This window comes from Oceanispirochaeta crateris, assembly GCF_008329965.1.
Lineage (GTDB): Bacteria > Spirochaetota > Spirochaetia > DSM-2461 > DSM-2461 > Oceanispirochaeta > Oceanispirochaeta crateris.
The window spans coordinates 3,718,933-3,735,708 of record NZ_CP036150.1; the positions used below are offsets into that span (position 1 = coordinate 3,718,933).

Genomic DNA, 16,776 nt, shown 5'->3' on the forward strand with positions numbered 1-16,776 from the left:
TTGCCGTTTATTGATTTCCTGGGTATTTTGCATCAGTCGGGCCGGTATAGATTTGTCTTGGACGGCCGATTTTAAATGGAATGCTGTCATGCATCTCTTTCCATTGAGCGATCCAGCCCGGCATGCGTCCCATAGCAAAGAGAACGGTAAACATTTCGGTTGGAAATCCCATCGCCCGGTAAAGAATCCCTGAATAGAAATCTACATTGGGATAAAGTTTTCGTTCAATGAAGTAGTCGTCTTTCAGTGCCGCTTCTTCCAGTTCCAGAGCGATATGCATGAGAGGATCATTCAGCCCTCTGGTGCTTAGATAGGACCGTGCTTCCTTTTTCAGTATCTTCATCCGCGGGTCAAAGTTCCTGTAGACTCTGTGTCCGAACCCTGACAGCTTAAAGCCGCTATTCTTATCTTTTGATTTTTCAATGACCGATTTTATAGGTAGTTTTTCCCTGTGAATCAGATCCAGCATTTCTATGACTTCCTGGTTGGCTCCGCCGTGAAGAGGTCCCCAAAGGGCACAAATTCCTGCACAGACAGATGAATAGGGGTTTACTTTGGAACTACCGACAAGACGAACTGTTGAAGTACTGCAGTTTTGTTCATGATCGGCATGGATGATAAGCATCATGTTCAGAAGTCGTTCTGTTTCGGGATCTATTTGATAGGGCTTCACCGGACTATCAAACATCATATTGAGAAAATTGCTGCAATAGGGCAGGTCATGACGGGGGTACACCAATGGCTCTCCAATGGATCTTTTATAGGAAAAAGCCGCTATGGTTCTGATCTTAGAGATCAAACGGGAGGCCATGATGTTATATCTATCGCCATCATTTTCATCTACAAAATACTGGGGATAGAAAACACTCATGGCGTTGACCATGGTACTCAAAATAGACATGGGATGAGCTGTAGGTGGGACAGAATGAAAGAATCTAATCATGTCTTCATGGAGCATAGAATTTTCAGTCAGTTGCTGTGAGAATTCTGATTTTTCTTCGGGAGTTGCAAACCTGCCATGGACTAGGAAATAAGCTACTTCTGTAAATCGGGCATTGGCTGCCAGATCTTCAATGTTGACTCCCCTGTATTTCAGGATACCCTTGTCTCCGTCAATATAGGTAATTGAGCTTTTGCAGCTTCCCGTATTTTGATAACCACTATCCAGGGTGATAAAGCCACTGTCTTTTCTAAGATTCGTGATATCAATTGCCTGCTCTCCCATGGTCCCAGTGACCACAGGAAGTTCAATGGTCTGATTCTCTAATTCCAACCGTGCATTTGCCATGATTTAACTCCCTGGTGTAACAAAAGATGTAAGAATGATTTTTCACTATATATACCAAATTGCGTTTGAATCAACTACCAACCAAAATCATTTGTCCTTTGGATTTTATAGCCATCCATTCAAATATTCTGAAAATATACAAAATTGGATTTTGTTGACCTGATTAATTTATCATATTAAGAATATTTACCATATTCACTTGCAGATTCAACTGCCGCCTGAATATTGGCTTTTGGTGTATCAGGTTCAAGAAAATCAGAACCTGCAAAAATAAAATATCCCCCGGGTTTTCCAGTTGCAATGAGATCAGACACCTTGGCTCTGACCTCTTTAGGACTGGCTTTTTTCAGAAATTCTACCTGATCCAGACCTCCAGATAATATCAGTTCGTCACCGAAAAACTCTTTTGCTTCTTTTAATTCCGTATCTCCCTGGGGAGGTGGGGAGAGCGTCTCCCATACATCCATGCCGAGCTTTTTATAGCAGGAGTAAAGATTCCTGGCGTATCCACAGTTGTGGTATATGGAGTATTTTCCACTCTCTTTGATGGTCTCTGTTATTACTCTTTCATAGGGGAAAATATGTTCCATAAAGAAATCTTCTCCCATTAGGCCTCCGTTGGCAATGTTTCCCTGAATTCCCAGAGCATGGTATTCCGTCTCGCCCATGATTTCATAATCTCTTTTAATCCAGGATACAAAAAAGGTCATTAATTCCTTGTAAAACTCCGGATTCAAATAGGGGTCCATCATCAATTCCTGCATGTCTCTGCAAGTGGAGGCTTCATTGTAAACACCACCGATTCCCCACGGGCAGAATATTCCTGTTTCACCAATAATTGCATTGGCTGTTTTTGCAGCTTGATGTTTTTCCTGGATGCTTTTTTTGGATTCAGAAGGGAAATATTTCCTGAATATTTCAAAATCATTTATGGATTTAATAAAAAATTCTTTGGTATGGAAATGGATTCCAGCCAGTGTTCGTGGATCATAGGGTGCCACTTCCAGCTGCTCGAGAATTCCAGAAGGAGTTATGATCGATGATTTCCTGTACAAAAAAACTAACAGGAACTCTGTCGGGAATCTCTCCCTGGAGTACGCAAAGCAGTCGCTCTTTTCCTGTCATTTTTCTTTCTCCTTTTACGACTCACTATTTAGAGTTGTTTGGACTGGAATTCTTAGACCCATCCACGATATTTAAGATAAGCTGCAATAATGGCGGCACTTAATGCCGAGACGAGGGTTGTCACTGTGACGATAGCAGCGCCTTTGGAGGGGCTGTGTCCCTGATTCCTAGCCATAACAAAATATGAAATGGAAGTGGGACAAGCCGCCATAAGAAGGAGAGAACCTGTAGCTTCTGGTGGTAAATTGAAATAGAGAGAAGCCCCCAGAGCGCTTAGTGGCATGAAGATCAGCTTTAAAAAGGTCGTCAGGGTTATTTCCAGACGGTCTTTTAAATTCATTTCAAATTCAAGGCTTCCGCCGACTGCAAGGAGTGCCAACGGGAGAGATGCCTGAGCAAGAAGAGTCAGTGATCCGGCTGCCATCGCAGGCAGAGTAATCGGACTCAACCAAAGAGCTATTCCTAGAAGAAGTGAGATCATCACAGGATTTTTTATCATGGAGAGAGCAAAGGAGTGAACCGATGACTGCCAGTTCTTTTTACGGTTTTCCTTATTTAACATCAGTCCGGAAGACAAGAGTGAAAGGGGCATTAGTATTGCAGAAAGAATAGCGGCCCTTGCAATGCCTTGTTCCCCATACAAAGCTGCACCGAAGGCATAGCCAATGATCGCGTTGTTGCCAAAGCTTGAACCGGCCATGAAGAACCCTCTCTCCCCTTTCGGAATTCTAATAGCCAAAGAAATCAGCGCAGCTATAAGAATCGTAAAAAAATAGAAAAAGAGGAGGGATAAAACTAAAGGAATGGAAAAACTGCTGTTTTTTTCCATTCCTGAAAGTGTTTTTAAAATGAGTGCGGGAAGAAGAAGTTGAAAGACCAGTTTTGACAAATTCTCTGAAAGATCTGAATCCATAAAATTCCACTTTCTGAGAAGTGCTCCAATTATAATCACAAGGAAGGTGGGCCCTATGGTGGCAATGCTAAAAAAAAGTATATCCATGGCTGTAATTATACAGTATTAGAAGAGTTTAAGCCTATCATCCGATCATGCCCTTTCGGTCGGAATCCTCATTAGTTCTGAATCATAACCGCTCTCTCTGTCTAGGATCAAAGGAGAAAAAAATACCGGCAAATTTGAAATTGATCTTGCCGGTATGAGCTTGTTTTTTTCCTTAGAGTTTTATTTTAAGAACCAGTTTCTTGACGTTAGAGGCTGCCTTACCAGAAACTGTGCATCCGGGTTTGTGAGGATCTTCGGGAAAGAAAATAGCGTATGTTCCTGATTCTACAATACACTCCGTCATTTCTGCGTGATCGTAAAATTCACAGTCTTTCTCGGGGTTATACGGGGTCTGAACTGTCAGTTTTTCAGGCAGGGTATAGCCCATCATCTCGACCCCTTCAATGATGTATTGAATATCAATGTAGTTTTTATGGGCTTCGAATACTTTTTCTTCTATAGCTTTGCTGGGGTAAGATTGAACCAGAGCAAAAACATCTGTTCCATCTATTTCATATCGTCCAACTTCTATGGCAGACAGATCTGTATTCCTTATAAAGTCAAAAGCCGCCTTGAATCTGGGGTGGATTGCTTCGTAGCGGGCTGCCTGAGCCATTGTGTCTAGAATCATGTTTATGCCTCTCTTTAAGTTCTGATAAATTATTATTCCGCTTCTTAGAGATTAATGCAATCCAGATCATCCTCTGGATAGGATGAAGATTGTCAATTCTCTATACTCAAGTTATAACTATCCTAAGGACTGCTCTGGATTTAGATTGTCCTGGAATCCTGAAACAGTAAGAAATGTACCATTGTTCCAGGAGGCTGATATTTGGGAGAGGAGAGTGAAACGATCATGGAAAAGAATATTTTTGCATCTGGATGCTACACTGAAAAATCAAATATCCCTAATGCCTGTGGTGAAGGGATTGTCCTTTTATCCCTTGATGATAAGACCGGTCGACTATCAAAATTAACGGTTACAGAGGGAGTCAAAAATCCCTCTTACCTGGATTGGGATAGGGACTCTCAGACTCTCTATGCCATTACTGAAAATCCTAGCGGGGAAGGGGAGGTCCGGTCATTTTTTCGAAAACCAGATAATACACTGGTTCTCTCTTCTCTTCAGGTCGGCCCCGGTCAAGCCGGATGCCATATTAAGGCCGTTAAGCAACTGCACAGGATTTTTGCAGCTTCTTACCGGGGAGGCTCTTTGAAATCCTATTTCCTGGAAGAGGGGCATGTAGGCCCTTCTCTTTGTTTTATCGAATATTCAGGCTGTGGTCCCGATGCGGATCGTCAGGGAACTCCTCATGCCCACCAGGTTCTTCCCGGTCCTGATAATGCATATCTGTATGTATGCGACTTGGGTAGCGATAGGGTTTGGATTCATGATGCACAAAAGAGTGATCTGCCGATTATTTCTTCTTTTATTGTGCCTCCAGGATATGGTCCCAGGCATTTGGCCTTTGATCCTGAAGGGAAGTATGCTTTTATCCTTTGTGAGCTGGTTCCCCGATTACTTGTCGTTCGTCTCAACAGGGAGGACGGATCTTTAGTCCTGGAGCAGGATCTCTCTACGGTGGGCGAAGATTCCACCGGGGGAGCTGCACCTGCTGCAGTCAAAGTTCATCCTTCTGGAAAGACCGTTGCTGTTTCAAATAGGTTTGACGATACGATCACTATTTTCAAAATACAACGGAATCCGGGAGCTCTTTCTTTGAAGGTTGCAGAATCGTTCAGTTCCCGGGGCAAAGTGCCGCGGGATATTTGTTTTTCTCCCTCTGGGCGGTGGCTGCTTATGGCGCATCAGGATTCAAATGATGTACAGATCAGGGAAATAAACCCGGAGAATGGATTAACAAAGGAATATTGGTCAGAGCCTTTGAGTCTTGGATCTCCTGTTTGTCTGATTCCTTTGGATTAAGGTTCTGCAAATGGAGAAATAAGATGTTGGAGATGCAACTCCCCTATCATCCTGATTCTGAAAACGGGTGGACAGAGTTAGAAGAGGTCTTTTTTCTGGCATGATGCTCCTCATGCCAAAAAAGAATCAAAATGGATTTAGGCCCCTGTTAGTTCCTTTACTTTTATGATGCCGAACAGAGTCTCATTAACCGGGACGGATATGTCGTGTTTTTCAGCCCTTCGGATCAGCTCTCCTGCAAATGAATCCACCTCTGTCTTCCTATGGGCCTCTATATCCTGGAGCATGGACGTTTTCCCTTCCCCCCCAGAGTTGCCAAGAGTGAATGCCATCTCTTGATATCTGCTTCTGTTAAGTCCACACCTTCTGCTTTGGCAACTTCTATGGTTTCGGTCATAGCTTCGTCCATCATTTTCCTCAAAAACGGGTCTTTCTGAAACAGCCCGTATCCGGCTCCTGTGACTGCCGAAAGCTGGTTGACTCCGATATTGATCATCCATTTGTACCAGAGTTCTCTGTGAATATCCTGGGGAGTTTCATTCATAATACCGCAGGAGTCGAGGAACTCTTTTGCCTTGGTCAGCTCCTCAGTTTTGTTGTTGCTCCGGCTTCCTAGGAGGACCTTCCCTTTTACAGAAAAGGTCAAATCCGGGCCGGTTTTTACCGCATCCATTCCCAGAGCTGCAGCATAAAGAACGGTCGATGCAGGTAGGGCTTCTTCCAGGATCCTTTCACTGCTGATGCCGTTTAAAACTGATATAATAATGGTTGATGGACCAGAGGCTGCCTTCAAAAGGGGCAGGATGGATTCTAAATGATGGTTTTTGACCGCGACAAGAATCAATTCGGGGTTCAGATCCTCCTGAAGAGGATTTCGGGCATGAAACCGGATACTCTGAGAGTTGATTTTATACTCTGTTTTAATGAGTGATTCCAAGCGCTCGGAGCCGGCTAAAAAGTATGCGGATTCTCCCAGTTTATTTTGGATGGATTGCATATAGAGAAGTCCCAGAGCTCCGGCTCCCAGGACTGCTGCAGACTGAATGGTGTTCATGATGATCCCTAATAATGATTTTCAGCCTTTAGCATACCTTGAGATTCCGGGATTGACCAGTGTTTTTACTGACCCATTTCAACCCAGGCATCCCTGAATAGTTTCAGTATTTCCCAGGGGGTTTCTATGGCTGTATTGCAACTGGCAGACAGGATAAATCTATGGCGGTAGGGTTTCATCCTAGTTAGGAGATTTTCCATATAGGAAAAAACTTCATCTCTGGTCTTGAATGTCGTTGTTTCCGAGGCACTAATACCACCGGTGATTATAAAATTATCTCCTGTCATTTCCATGGCTTCTTCCAGCTCTATATCTCCCAGAGGGGGATAGGCCACACCTTCAAGACCGTCGACTCCCAGGGATGAAATCAGCTTGAGATTGGCCCGTTGCTGACCGCAGGCATGAATGAAGAACCGGCTATCATGCTCATGGCAGAGGGTACTGGCTTTTTCATAGAAAGAGGCCGAGTACTCTTCCACATAGCGGGGAGGGTGGAACATCGTATCCAAGTTGTCCATGGACATGACCGCTGGTATGTTGTGCTCCATCATCTCTTTGAGGAGGCAAAGCTGGTTCTTTTCATGGAGGGCCATCAGTCTTTTCATCCTGTCTTCTTCATCGTTTAGAAGATAGGTCGTTTCCACGGGTCCCAGGTAGAGGTGAAGCATCTTCAGGGGACTGAAGAACTCTCCGGCTACAGCGATGCCATCAGAACCAATTTCTTCGGCGGTTTGATCAAAGCGCTTTGAAAGAAAACGGTAGCTTGTCCGTTCCAGGAACTCTTCAAAAAGATCCAGTTGAGTTTCAGGTTTATCAATTAAGAATTTTTCCTGGACAAGAGTAGATTCACTGTGGATGTATCTCAGCCGTTCTTCCAGTACACCCTTGTTCATCTTGTAACGAAGGGTTGTCACAGTATCTTTTCCTCTGATTTCTACAAGTTTTTCAACTTCCACAGCGTCAAAAATCCGTCTATTCAACCCGCCGAACCAATAGTCGTAGGGATTGGAATAGACATTTCTGCTGAATACTTCGAGTCCTAGAACTCTTATGGCCTCTAATTGTGAAGTACAGTCTTTTAATTCTGGGGGATATTCATTCATATTCTGACGGTGGGTAAACCATTGCCACATATTGGGAGCATAGACAAAACGCCCCGGGTCTTCGCGGTTCAGAATCTTTTGAATTGCTTCTTTACTCGTCATATTCTTCTCCTTCACATGCCGACAGAACGACGGAATCTTTTTTTTAGTAGTTTTTTACCGTGTCCCACATGGACCAGAAATTTTCAGCTGGAACATCAGCCTGGATATTGTGAACTGCAGCAAAAACGAATCCTCCTCCTGGAGCGAGGATCTCTATGTTCCTTTTCACCTCATCTGCTACCTGAGAGGGAGTTCCGTGGGGCAGCGTGTCCTGGGTATCCACTCCTCCTCCCCAGAAGACCAGATCCTTTCCAAATTCTTGTTTTAGACGTTTCAGCTCCATACCCTTGGCAGTGAACTGGACGGGATTCAGGATATCCACTCCCATTTTTATAAAGTCGGGAATTAGATCATAAACCGCTCCGTCGGAGTGGTACATAATTTTGACTCCCGGGAGTTCTTTTTTTATATGGCTGATCAATTGACTCTGAAGAGGCATGACTCTGGTTCTTATCATCTCGGGAGAAAAAAGGAGTGAATCCTGTGTTCCCAGGTCGTCACATTCTACGGCCACTAGTATTTCCTTATCCAAACCTGTGGACTTGGCGTAATCGCCGTAGAGGCTCCAGTATTCTATTTTGTATTCCAGGATCTTCTCCATCAGACGGGAGGCACCTTCGGGGTCCAGGGCCATATCCATAAAAAATTCTTCATATCCCCTGATGCGGAAGGCCACTTCGGTAATGCCGGCACAGTTTCTGTCGGCAATGACTCCCTGACTGGCCATGTTTCCTGCCTGGCGGTCTAATACTTTGATAATCTCTTCTTTTGCATCGGCTACTTTGGGGAATCTATACTCCTTCAATCCCTCTTCTATGGACTCATAATTCTTGAGAGGAGCATTTTTTATGTTGTAATAAAAATCACTGGCAGGGTTGAAGTCCCAATGGCATCCAAACTGGTCAGTGAGCTTGTAGATTCCCATTTCATCGTGTACCGGGGTCACTTCAGGACCAGCCAGTCGGGGAGCTCCTATCCTGTGAGTATCAATTCCTAGTTCCCTCCGGATAGAGTGAACAGGCTGGACAATCTGCTGGATAGGATCAAATTCATCCATATTTTCATATTCAGCCTTGATTCCTCTACTCTTCAGGGCATTTTCATAGGCCGTCTTGGTGATGCTGGAGACGGTTGTTCCTCCAATATCACAGGGGAGTCTGTCACTTTCTTCAAAATTGAGAGCTTTTTGAATTCTTTCTTTACTGTTCATATCTAATCCTCCAGTGATGTCTCATCTATGATGATATCCAGGGATGCTCTGCATTGACTCTGCTGATAATGCTGTATATTTGTACTATAATGCGGTTTTTGTAATTATTTCCCGTTTTTTTTCTTATAAGCCCGGGGAGATAGGCCTTCTTGCTCTTTAAAGCGCCTGGTAAAATAAGATAAGTCGTCGTATCCTATTTCAAAGGCAATCTCTGTGATACTCAGTCTTGTCGATATAAGGGCTGTCTTGGCTTTTTCAATCCTCAGATGATTTATATATTGGGTGAATGTTCGCCCCGTTTCTCTCTTAAACACATCAGAAAACTGACGCAGTGATAGACTGCTTATTTCGGCGACGGTCTGAATGGTGATATTCATAAAAAAATTAGTATGGATATAATCCAGGACGCGATTGATTCTGTTATCGTCACAGTGAGCCTTCTTTGTATCTTCTCCTGCTCTGATAATTTGAACCAAAAGGCGGCTGAAGATACTGAAAATGAGGCTGTCTTTTCCAGATTCTTTGGCTTTCATTTCATTTAGTATTTCTCGAAAGAAGGGTTTGAGAGGGGCTGTGTGCAGGATTCCCGACAGAATCAGGGGGTTTTTCTCTTCCAGGGTTTTCTCAATGAGAACGTTGTCTTTCATTTTATCAAGGTAGGGCTTGTCGAAGATAATGATCAATTGTTCCAGAGGGAGTCCTGTTTTATCTACAGCTCGGTGGGGCATTCTGCCGTCGGTGAGGATGATGTTGTCTCTGCGGATCGGAGAACTCTTGATCTGTCCATCCTCAAGGCTCTGGCATAATCCTTCCCCATCCATAACAAAAGAAAGTTCATAAAAATCATGTCTGTGGAAATTCATAGAAAAATCATTTCGATGATGGGAATCCAGAATGAAGAGAAAGTTTTCGTCATCAATGATCATCTCATCCAGTATTGGATTCTGACTAACCTGGTCCATAGAACATAAGCTTACTCCGAGATTTTAAGTCTGAATAGTATCAAATTTGCTGTGGTATTGATTATAATGAAGATCATAATAAGGAAGGAGAGTAGAATATGACATTCCTCGAATTAGCGAAGAAGCGGTATTCCGCCAGGAAATTCACAAATAAACCTGTAGAAAAGATAAAGCTGGATCAGGTTTTGGAAGCAGGACGGGTGGCTCCAACAGCTTCAAACAACCAACCCCAAAAGCTTCTGGTCGTACAGTCCGAAGAGGGTTTACAAAAAATGACCAAAGCTGCCCGGTTTTATAAAGCTCCAGTGGTAATTATTGTGTGTATTAAAAAAGAGGAAGCCTGGGTTCGTGAATACGACAAGAAGCAGACAATCGATATTGATGCCTCCATTGTGACTGATCATATGATGATGGCTGCTACAGATCTGGGGTTGGATTCCCTCTGGATGACCTGGTTTCACCCGGCAGTCCTTAGATCTGAGTTTCAGATTCCTTCTACCCTGGAACCTGTTAATCTTCTGGCTCTTGGATACAATGGTGCTGAACCCAAGTCTTCCGACAGGCATGAAATTACAAGGAAGTCATTGTCGGAAATAGTAGCATATGAGCAATTTTAAACTAAAGAAAGGAAGAGTATTCGATGAACGATCAATTTGACTACACAAAGGCGGACTCCCAGGGAACCACGGTCATCCCTCTTTCTCCTGAGAAATTTGATATACCGGCTTATAAAGAATATCAGGCTGTCACCGAGGAGGCATGCCGGGCATTTTCAGAGAATGAACAAAATGTTCTCGTTTACAGGCGATTCCGAGTGCCCGAGGTTTATTCATGGGGTTGCCGGGATAAAAAAATGTCATTGGAATGGCAGTTGGCGGCTTTGGATCAGAGCCGGTTGTATAAAGCGGATGTTCCCAATTTCCTGGAACCATGGTATGGCATTGGAGTTGTGTCCAGCTCCTTCGGCATCCCTTATCTCTGGAAAGAGGGGCAGTCCCCAGCCGTTCTTCCTGGGTTCACATCTGCAAAAGAGGCCATCAATGCATTGCAATGTCCGGTTCACAAGAGTCCTGTTGGCCAGGAAGTTATGACGCGTATTGAGTATTTTCTGGATAAGACGAAAGGTCAGATACCTCTCAGTCTGACCGATACACAGTCTCCTCTCAATATTGCTTCTTCTTATATTTTAGAAGCATCCAGCTTTATGTTTGAGATGTATGATCATCCTGAGGATTTGAAGGAGCTCATGTCTCTGATCTCTGAGCTGGAGATGGAATTTCTACAGAAACAAATGGATCTTATTGGGGATGCCCTGGTAAAACCCGGCCATGGATTTGCCTCATCCAGGTTTTTCTCCGGAATCGGTTTCAGTGATGACAATATTTTGATGATCGGTGATGAAGCCTACAATGAATTTGCCTTACCCTATCTTTGCAGAGCTGCTTCCATAGCAGAGGGTCCTGTTTTTCATTCCTGCGGAGACTGGGCCGGTAGAGCTGAGTTCATAAAGACCATTCCAGGACTTATCATGGTTGATGGAGCCCTTGGAGCGCAAACTGATCCCTCTCCTAATGATGGAGCTGTTTTGGGACATGCCTTCGCCGGAGAATCTGTCATTCTGCATGTGAGGATCGTGGGGAACTCAGAGACTGTTCTTGAAGTTTTTGAAAAAATGGCACAACCGGGACTGAAAACAATTGTGACGACCTATTGTGAAACCCCGGAGGACCAGGATTCCGCCTATCGGGGTATCCATGCATTGTCACAGGGGTAATCAAAATATTATTTTTCCTTGCATTCACCACACTTGTATGGTAGTGTATTTAAATATTATGTCAAAGGAGTTCTAAGTGAAAAAAAATCTTCTTATTGTACTTTCTCTTCTCCTCGCAGGCAACCTTTTTGCAGGTGGTCAGCAGGAAAGCGGTGAAATGGAAAATGCTAAGCCTAAAAGCATCAAGGTTTACATTGCTGGTACCAGTGGTGCCGATGATACACAGTCTATGGGTCATTTCGAATATGCCAAAAGGCTGAATGCCGAATCTGATGGTGTTTTCGCGGCAGAAGTCAAAATCAGCGGTGTTATGGGCGAAACCGACGATGTTACAGAACAGGCTATTCAGGGTGTTCCTGTCATCAATGCCACAGATCCCGGTCGCCTTGCTGCTTTTGTACCAGAATTCGGTTTGATTCAGATGCCTTATCTGCTTCCTGACTACACCTATTTGAACAAAATTAAAGACACGAAGCTCTATGCTAAATGGGACAAACAGTTCCAGGATATGGGTCTAAAACTTGTGACTGTAAACGGATATTCCGGTGTTAGAAGCTGGGTTACAGATTTTCCAGTAAGAACTCCTGCTGATTTGAAAGGTGTGAAAATCAGAACTATCGGTTCTGACCTCTTTGTTAACTCTGTTAATGCCATGGGAGCTATTGCAACAGCACTCCCCTGGGGTGAAACATATCAGGGTATGGAACAGGGTGTTGTAGACGGTACTGAGGCTCAAATCCCCGGAATCTACTCCATGAGATTTTATGAAATCAAAAAATATGTCAGTCTATCAGAGCATTTTACCCTCATTGCCTCCATGGTGACAGGTACGAAGTTTTTCAACTCAATTCCTGCAGAATATCAGACCATCCTCTTGGATCAGGCTTATGCCTCCTACAAAGATAACCAGGAAATTGTTGTATCTAAATCTGCAGAGTATATCAAAGAAATGGAAGCTTCTGGTGTAACCTTTGTTGAGATTGACAAAACACCCTTTATTGAAGCAGTACAGCCTGTTTATGACGATATGGGATTCTCTGATCTTAAAAAAGAGCTCTACGCAGAACTCGGTCTTTAATTCCTGAGGATTTGATCCTTACTAATTAAAAAGTCAGCCGGCAGCATGTTCGTTCTTACCTCTGCCGGCTTTTTTTAGCCCTGATTTATAGAGGAATAGATGAAAAAAATATACGAGATCTATTGTAAAATTGAAGAAGTCCTTGTGGGTACAGTTTTTGTTTCCATTGTTGTTCTTATCTTTTCGGCTGCATTTTTCAGAGTTTTTGATAAACCTATTGTATGGGCCGACGATATTGCCAAATTTCTCTTCTCCTGGGCCGCTTTTTTGGGAGCGGATGTAGCGATGAGACATTCCAGGCTAGTCGGTGTGGATATGCTGGTAAAAAAGTTTCCGGCTAAAATTCAGAAGATCCTTCAACTTTTTGTTTTTTCAGTTATTATTGCCCTTTTGGCATCTTTTGTCTTTTACGGAACGAAGCTCAGCATAGAAAGTGTGGACAGGAGTTTTCAAACCCTTTCCAAATTCAGTTATTCCATTGTCACATCATCTTTGCCCGTTTCTTCCCTTCTGATGATACTGACAGCCAGCCTTAAAATCTCCAAAATTATCAGAAACTTCAAAGACGATGAATATGATGTCCTCCGGGACAACCCCGATTCTACACCACAGACTAAAAGCTGCTGTTAAGGAGAAAGTTGTATGATACCTCTAGTCATAGTTTTTTTTATATTGCTGGCTATTAATATGCCCATCGGATTTACCATCGGTATTTCCGGAGCCGTATTTTTTCTGACCAACGACATTATACCCTTTTCCATTACGGTTCAGAGAGTTGTTGCCCAGACTCAGTCCATTGCCTTTTTAGCAGTTCCCTTTTTTATCTTTGCTGGGAACCTTATGAACAAGACGGGAATTACGTCCCGCCTACTGCGCTTTTCATCCCTTCTGACCAGAAGAATGTCGGGAGGTCTTGCCCAGGTGAATGTTGTTCTTAGTACCATGATGGGAGGTGTCTCCGGGTCTGCTGTTGCTGACGCGTCAATGCAGGCTCGTATTCTCGGTCCTGACATGATCAAGAAAGGATATCCCAGGGGGTATACAGCGGGGATAACCTGTCTGTCGTCCCTGATCACTGCGACAATCCCTCCCAGCCTGGGACTCATCCTATATGGATTTGTGGGTGAAGTTTCCATCGGAAAGCTTTTCGTCGCAGGAATTATACCAGGTTTTATGATGATGGTTTTTCTGATGACCACCGTCTCTATCACCTCCCGAATTCACAAATATGATATGCCCGATTTATCTGTGGAAAAAATCACCATAAAGGAGATCCTTTTGGATCTCAAAGATTCCATATGGGCCCTGATGTTTCCTGTTATCCTCATTGTGGGTATCCGATTCGGACTTTTTACTCCCTCAGAAGCGGGTGCTTTTGCGGTAGTCTATGCTCTTATTATTGGTAAGTTTGTCTATAAAGAACTGACCTGGAAGAAGTTTCAGGAAGCTTTGAAGGATTCATTCATTGATAATGGTGCTATCATCTTGATCATCGCCTTATCGGGAATCTTCGGATATGCTCTGTCTTTGGAAAATGTTCCTGGTATGCTGGGAACCGCCTTGGTTGGAATTACAACAAACCCCCATATGATGCTGATCATCATTGTCCTCTTCCTGGCAGTAGCGGGAATGTTCATTGACAGTAATGTTAGCGTATTGCTTCTGACTCCCATTTTTCTACCTGTTATTAAGACCATGGGTGTTGATCCGGTACATTTCGGGATTCTTATGATGACCATTGTCACCATGGGCTGTATGACTCCACCTGTTGGGACAGCTTTGTATACTGTCTGTCAGATTCTGGATGCCCCACTGGAAGATTTCATTAAAGAAACCATGCCTTTTTATCTCGCCGTAGTCCTTTTGGTTATCGTGTTGATATTTATTCCGGATGTGGTCATGTTTCTTCCTAACTTGATATATTAAAGGAATTAAAAATTTTATGAAAATGAGTCTCAGATGGTTCGGGAAAGGACATGACAGTATTTCCCTTGAGCAAATACGTCAGATTCCGGGAGTGGAGGGTGTGATTACAACTCTTTATGACCAGGCTCCCGGGGCAGATTGGCCTCTGGAAAAAATCCAGAAAATTAAAAAAGACGTAGCCGACAGCGGTCTCTCCATTTATGGGATGGAGAGTGTCAATGTTTCTGATGAAATCAAGGTAGCCCATGGCGAAAGGGATAAGCATATAGAAAATTATATCAGTACCCTGAAGAAACTCTCAAATGAGGGAATCAACATGGTGTGTTATAATTTTATGCCTGTCTTTGACTGGACGCGTTCTGAACTGGCCAAGGTTCGTCCCGATGGTTCCACTGTCCTGGCCTATGATCAGGAAAAGGTTGACAAAATTCAACCCAAGGAAATGTTTCACAGAATTGATGGTGATTCCAATGGTTTTATGATGCCAGGTTGGGAGCCTGAGAGAATGTCCAAAGTGGAAGAACTCTTTGCTCTTTATGAAGGGACTGATAACGAGGCCCTATTTCAGAATCTGAAATATTTTCTCAATGCCATTATGCCTACATGTGAACAATACGGTGTAAAAATGGCTATCCATATTGATGATCCCGTCTGGAGCGTCTTCGGTCTGCCCCGAATTATCAAGAATAAAATGGATCTTCAGAGGTTGATTACTGAAGTTCCATCACCCTACAACGGTATTACCCTCTGTACGGGTTCTCTAAGTTCCAGACCAGATAACAACATTCCTGATATTATCCGATCTCTCAAAGGGCGTATCCATTTTGCCCATATGAGAAATACGAAGCATACGGCTCCGGGAGTATTCGAGGAATCGGCACATCTGTCATCCGATGGATCTCTGGATATGTATGAAATTATGAAAGCCTTTGTGGAAGTCGGATTTGATGGTCCTATTCGTCCTGATCATGGACGGGCCATCTGGGGAGAAGTGGCCATGCCGGGTTATGGTTTGTATGACCGGGCCCTGGGATCTCAATATCTTTTGGGACTCCTGGAAGCCATAAGGAAGGGTTGATGCTAAGAGTTATGATCGTTGGTGCCGGAGCCATTGCTCCGTCTCATATTGAAGGATTTCTCAGCTTTCCTGATAGAGTCAGTATCCAGGTTATTGCCAACCCGACTGTCTCCAAGGCAAAGACCCTCATTGAAAAATACAGCCTGAAGGCCGATGCTGTTGGTTCATTTGAGGAAGGACTGGATCGGGTGGATATCGTTTCAATCTGTTCTCCTCCTTCCACTCACAGGGATATTGCTGTTCAGGCTCTGAGGGCTGGAAAGCATGTCCTCCTCGAAAAACCCATGGCCATGAGTGTTCAGCAATGTGATGAAATTCTTGAAGCTGCAAGGGAGGGACATGCACTTCTATCTGTGGTATCCCAAATACGGTTTATCGACTCCATTGCCCGTACCTGTGACCTTATCCGCTCAGGGAATTATGGCAAATTGCTGTTTTCTCAGATCAATACCTTCTGGTATAGAGGACAGAGTTATTTTGATCTTTATTGGCGGGGCTTGTGGAATGTGGAGGGCGGCGGCTGCACCCTGAATCACGCTGTTCATCATATCGACTTGCTTCTATGGCTGACGGGGATGCCTGCAGAATTAACGGGATTCCTGTCTAATTTAAACCATCAGAATTCAGAAGAAGAAGATATTTCCCTGTCTGTTCTCCGTTATAAGGATGGGAGCATGGCACAGATCAATACCTCCTTGATTCATCATGGGGAAGTTCAGAAACTGGATTTTCAGATGGAAAAGGCCGGCATCTCCATTCCCTTTGATGTTCGTTGCAGTAAGGTCAGGTCTAATGGTTTCCCCATGGACGATGAGGATATGCTCCGAGAGATGACCGCTCATTTCGAGAGTTTTAAGCCTCTGGAACATGAACACCATACCGGGCAGATCCAGAATTTCCTGGATGCCATAGAAGAGGGGGTTCCATTGAAGGTGAGCGGGATAGATGGCAGAAATGCCATTGAGTTGATCTCGGGAATTTATAAATCGGCCTTCACAAAAAAGACAGTCACTTTTCCTCTGGAGAAGGATGATCCCTATACTCATTTCCCATCCAGAGTCGAAGAAGCTCCGCGGTTTCACAAAAAAACCAGGTCTGTAAAGGCCTTTGACGACACAACGATAACATCCTTCAAGGGGAAATTTTAAA

16 protein-coding genes and 1 pseudogene are annotated in these 16,776 nt (G+C 43.8%); 8 read left to right on the top strand and 9 right to left on the bottom strand.

What is annotated here, in order from left to right:
* Positions 1-7: 7 nt before the first annotated feature.
* The 5 genes from EXM22_RS16885 to EXM22_RS16900 form a co-directional block, all read right to left on the bottom strand.
* Positions 8-1,288, bottom strand: coding sequence for a citrate synthase (locus EXM22_RS16885; RefSeq protein WP_149487646.1), 1,281 nt, complete (start codon positions 1,286-1,288; stop codon positions 8-10).
* Positions 1,289-1,464: 176 nt separating this feature from the next.
* The gene (locus tag EXM22_RS16890) at positions 1,465-2,289 is read right to left on the bottom strand and encodes a uroporphyrinogen decarboxylase family protein (RefSeq protein WP_168203584.1); all 825 of its coding nucleotides are present in this window, start codon (positions 2,287-2,289) and stop codon (positions 1,465-1,467) included.
* Entirely contained in the window at positions 2,276-2,413 is a 138-nt protein-coding gene (locus EXM22_RS18260; protein ID WP_168203585.1) for a hypothetical protein, read from the bottom strand. The genes EXM22_RS16890 and EXM22_RS18260 overlap by 14 nt, the downstream gene beginning before the upstream one ends.
* A 52-nt stretch (positions 2,414-2,465) precedes the next feature.
* Complete coding sequence (locus EXM22_RS16895) at positions 2,466-3,413, bottom strand: AEC family transporter (protein WP_149487648.1); 948 nt, start codon at positions 3,411-3,413, stop codon at positions 2,466-2,468.
* 172 nt (positions 3,414-3,585) lie between these two features.
* The gene (locus tag EXM22_RS16900) at positions 3,586-4,044 is read right to left on the bottom strand and encodes a NanQ anomerase/TabA/YiaL family protein (protein ID WP_149487649.1); all 459 of its coding nucleotides are present in this window, start codon (positions 4,042-4,044) and stop codon (positions 3,586-3,588) included.
* 225 nt (positions 4,045-4,269) lie between these two features.
* Between EXM22_RS16900 and EXM22_RS16905 the strand changes: the two genes are divergently transcribed.
* Positions 4,270-5,340 (top strand): lactonase family protein, encoded by a 1,071-nt coding sequence (locus EXM22_RS16905; protein ID WP_149487650.1) that lies wholly within the window; start codon positions 4,270-4,272, stop codon positions 5,338-5,340.
* A gap of 137 nt (positions 5,341-5,477) precedes the next feature.
* Here EXM22_RS16905 and EXM22_RS16915 read toward each other — a convergent pair.
* The 4 genes and pseudogenes from EXM22_RS16915 to EXM22_RS16930 all read right to left on the bottom strand — a co-directional run bounded on the left by EXM22_RS16915 (position 5,478) and on the right by EXM22_RS16930 (position 9,771).
* Positions 5,478-6,394: pseudogene (locus EXM22_RS16915) on the bottom strand (ketopantoate reductase family protein).
* Between the two features lie 65 nt (positions 6,395-6,459).
* Positions 6,460-7,599, bottom strand: a complete 1,140-nt coding sequence (locus EXM22_RS16920; RefSeq protein ID WP_149487653.1) for a uroporphyrinogen decarboxylase family protein — start codon at positions 7,597-7,599, stop codon at positions 6,460-6,462.
* Between the two features lie 43 nt (positions 7,600-7,642).
* Complete coding sequence (locus EXM22_RS16925) at positions 7,643-8,809, bottom strand: uroporphyrinogen decarboxylase family protein (protein ID WP_149487654.1); 1,167 nt, start codon at positions 8,807-8,809, stop codon at positions 7,643-7,645.
* A 104-nt stretch (positions 8,810-8,913) separates the two neighbouring features.
* Complete coding sequence (locus tag EXM22_RS16930) at positions 8,914-9,771, bottom strand: AraC family transcriptional regulator (protein WP_149487655.1); 858 nt, start codon at positions 9,769-9,771, stop codon at positions 8,914-8,916.
* A gap of 98 nt (positions 9,772-9,869) precedes the next feature.
* On the opposite strand from EXM22_RS16930, the gene EXM22_RS16935 reads away from it, so the two are divergent.
* The 7 genes from EXM22_RS16935 to EXM22_RS16965 all read left to right on the top strand — a co-directional run bounded on the left by EXM22_RS16935 (position 9,870) and on the right by EXM22_RS16965 (position 16,775).
* On the top strand, positions 9,870-10,388 hold the full coding sequence (locus EXM22_RS16935) for a nitroreductase family protein (RefSeq protein WP_149487656.1): 519 nt from the start codon (positions 9,870-9,872) through the stop codon (positions 10,386-10,388).
* A 23-nt stretch (positions 10,389-10,411) separates the two neighbouring features.
* Entirely contained in the window at positions 10,412-11,545 is a 1,134-nt protein-coding gene (locus EXM22_RS16940; protein ID WP_149487657.1) for a uroporphyrinogen decarboxylase family protein, read from the top strand.
* Positions 11,546-11,621: 76 nt separating this feature from the next.
* The gene (locus EXM22_RS16945) at positions 11,622-12,623 is read left to right on the top strand and encodes a C4-dicarboxylate TRAP transporter substrate-binding protein (RefSeq protein WP_149487658.1); all 1,002 of its coding nucleotides are present in this window, start codon (positions 11,622-11,624) and stop codon (positions 12,621-12,623) included.
* Between the two features lie 99 nt (positions 12,624-12,722).
* Entirely contained in the window at positions 12,723-13,253 is a 531-nt protein-coding gene (locus EXM22_RS16950) for a TRAP transporter small permease (RefSeq protein WP_149487659.1), read from the top strand.
* A 12-nt stretch (positions 13,254-13,265) separates the two neighbouring features.
* Entirely contained in the window at positions 13,266-14,549 is a 1,284-nt protein-coding gene (locus tag EXM22_RS16955) for a TRAP transporter large permease (protein WP_149487660.1), read from the top strand.
* Between the two features lie 16 nt (positions 14,550-14,565).
* On the top strand, positions 14,566-15,627 hold the full coding sequence (locus EXM22_RS16960; protein ID WP_149487661.1) for a mannonate dehydratase: 1,062 nt from the start codon (positions 14,566-14,568) through the stop codon (positions 15,625-15,627).
* A complete protein-coding gene (locus EXM22_RS16965; RefSeq protein ID WP_149487662.1) occupies positions 15,627-16,775 on the top strand; it encodes a Gfo/Idh/MocA family protein in 1,149 nt (382 codons plus the stop codon). The genes EXM22_RS16960 and EXM22_RS16965 overlap by 1 nt, the downstream gene beginning before the upstream one ends.
* Position 16,776: the final 1 nt, after the last annotated feature.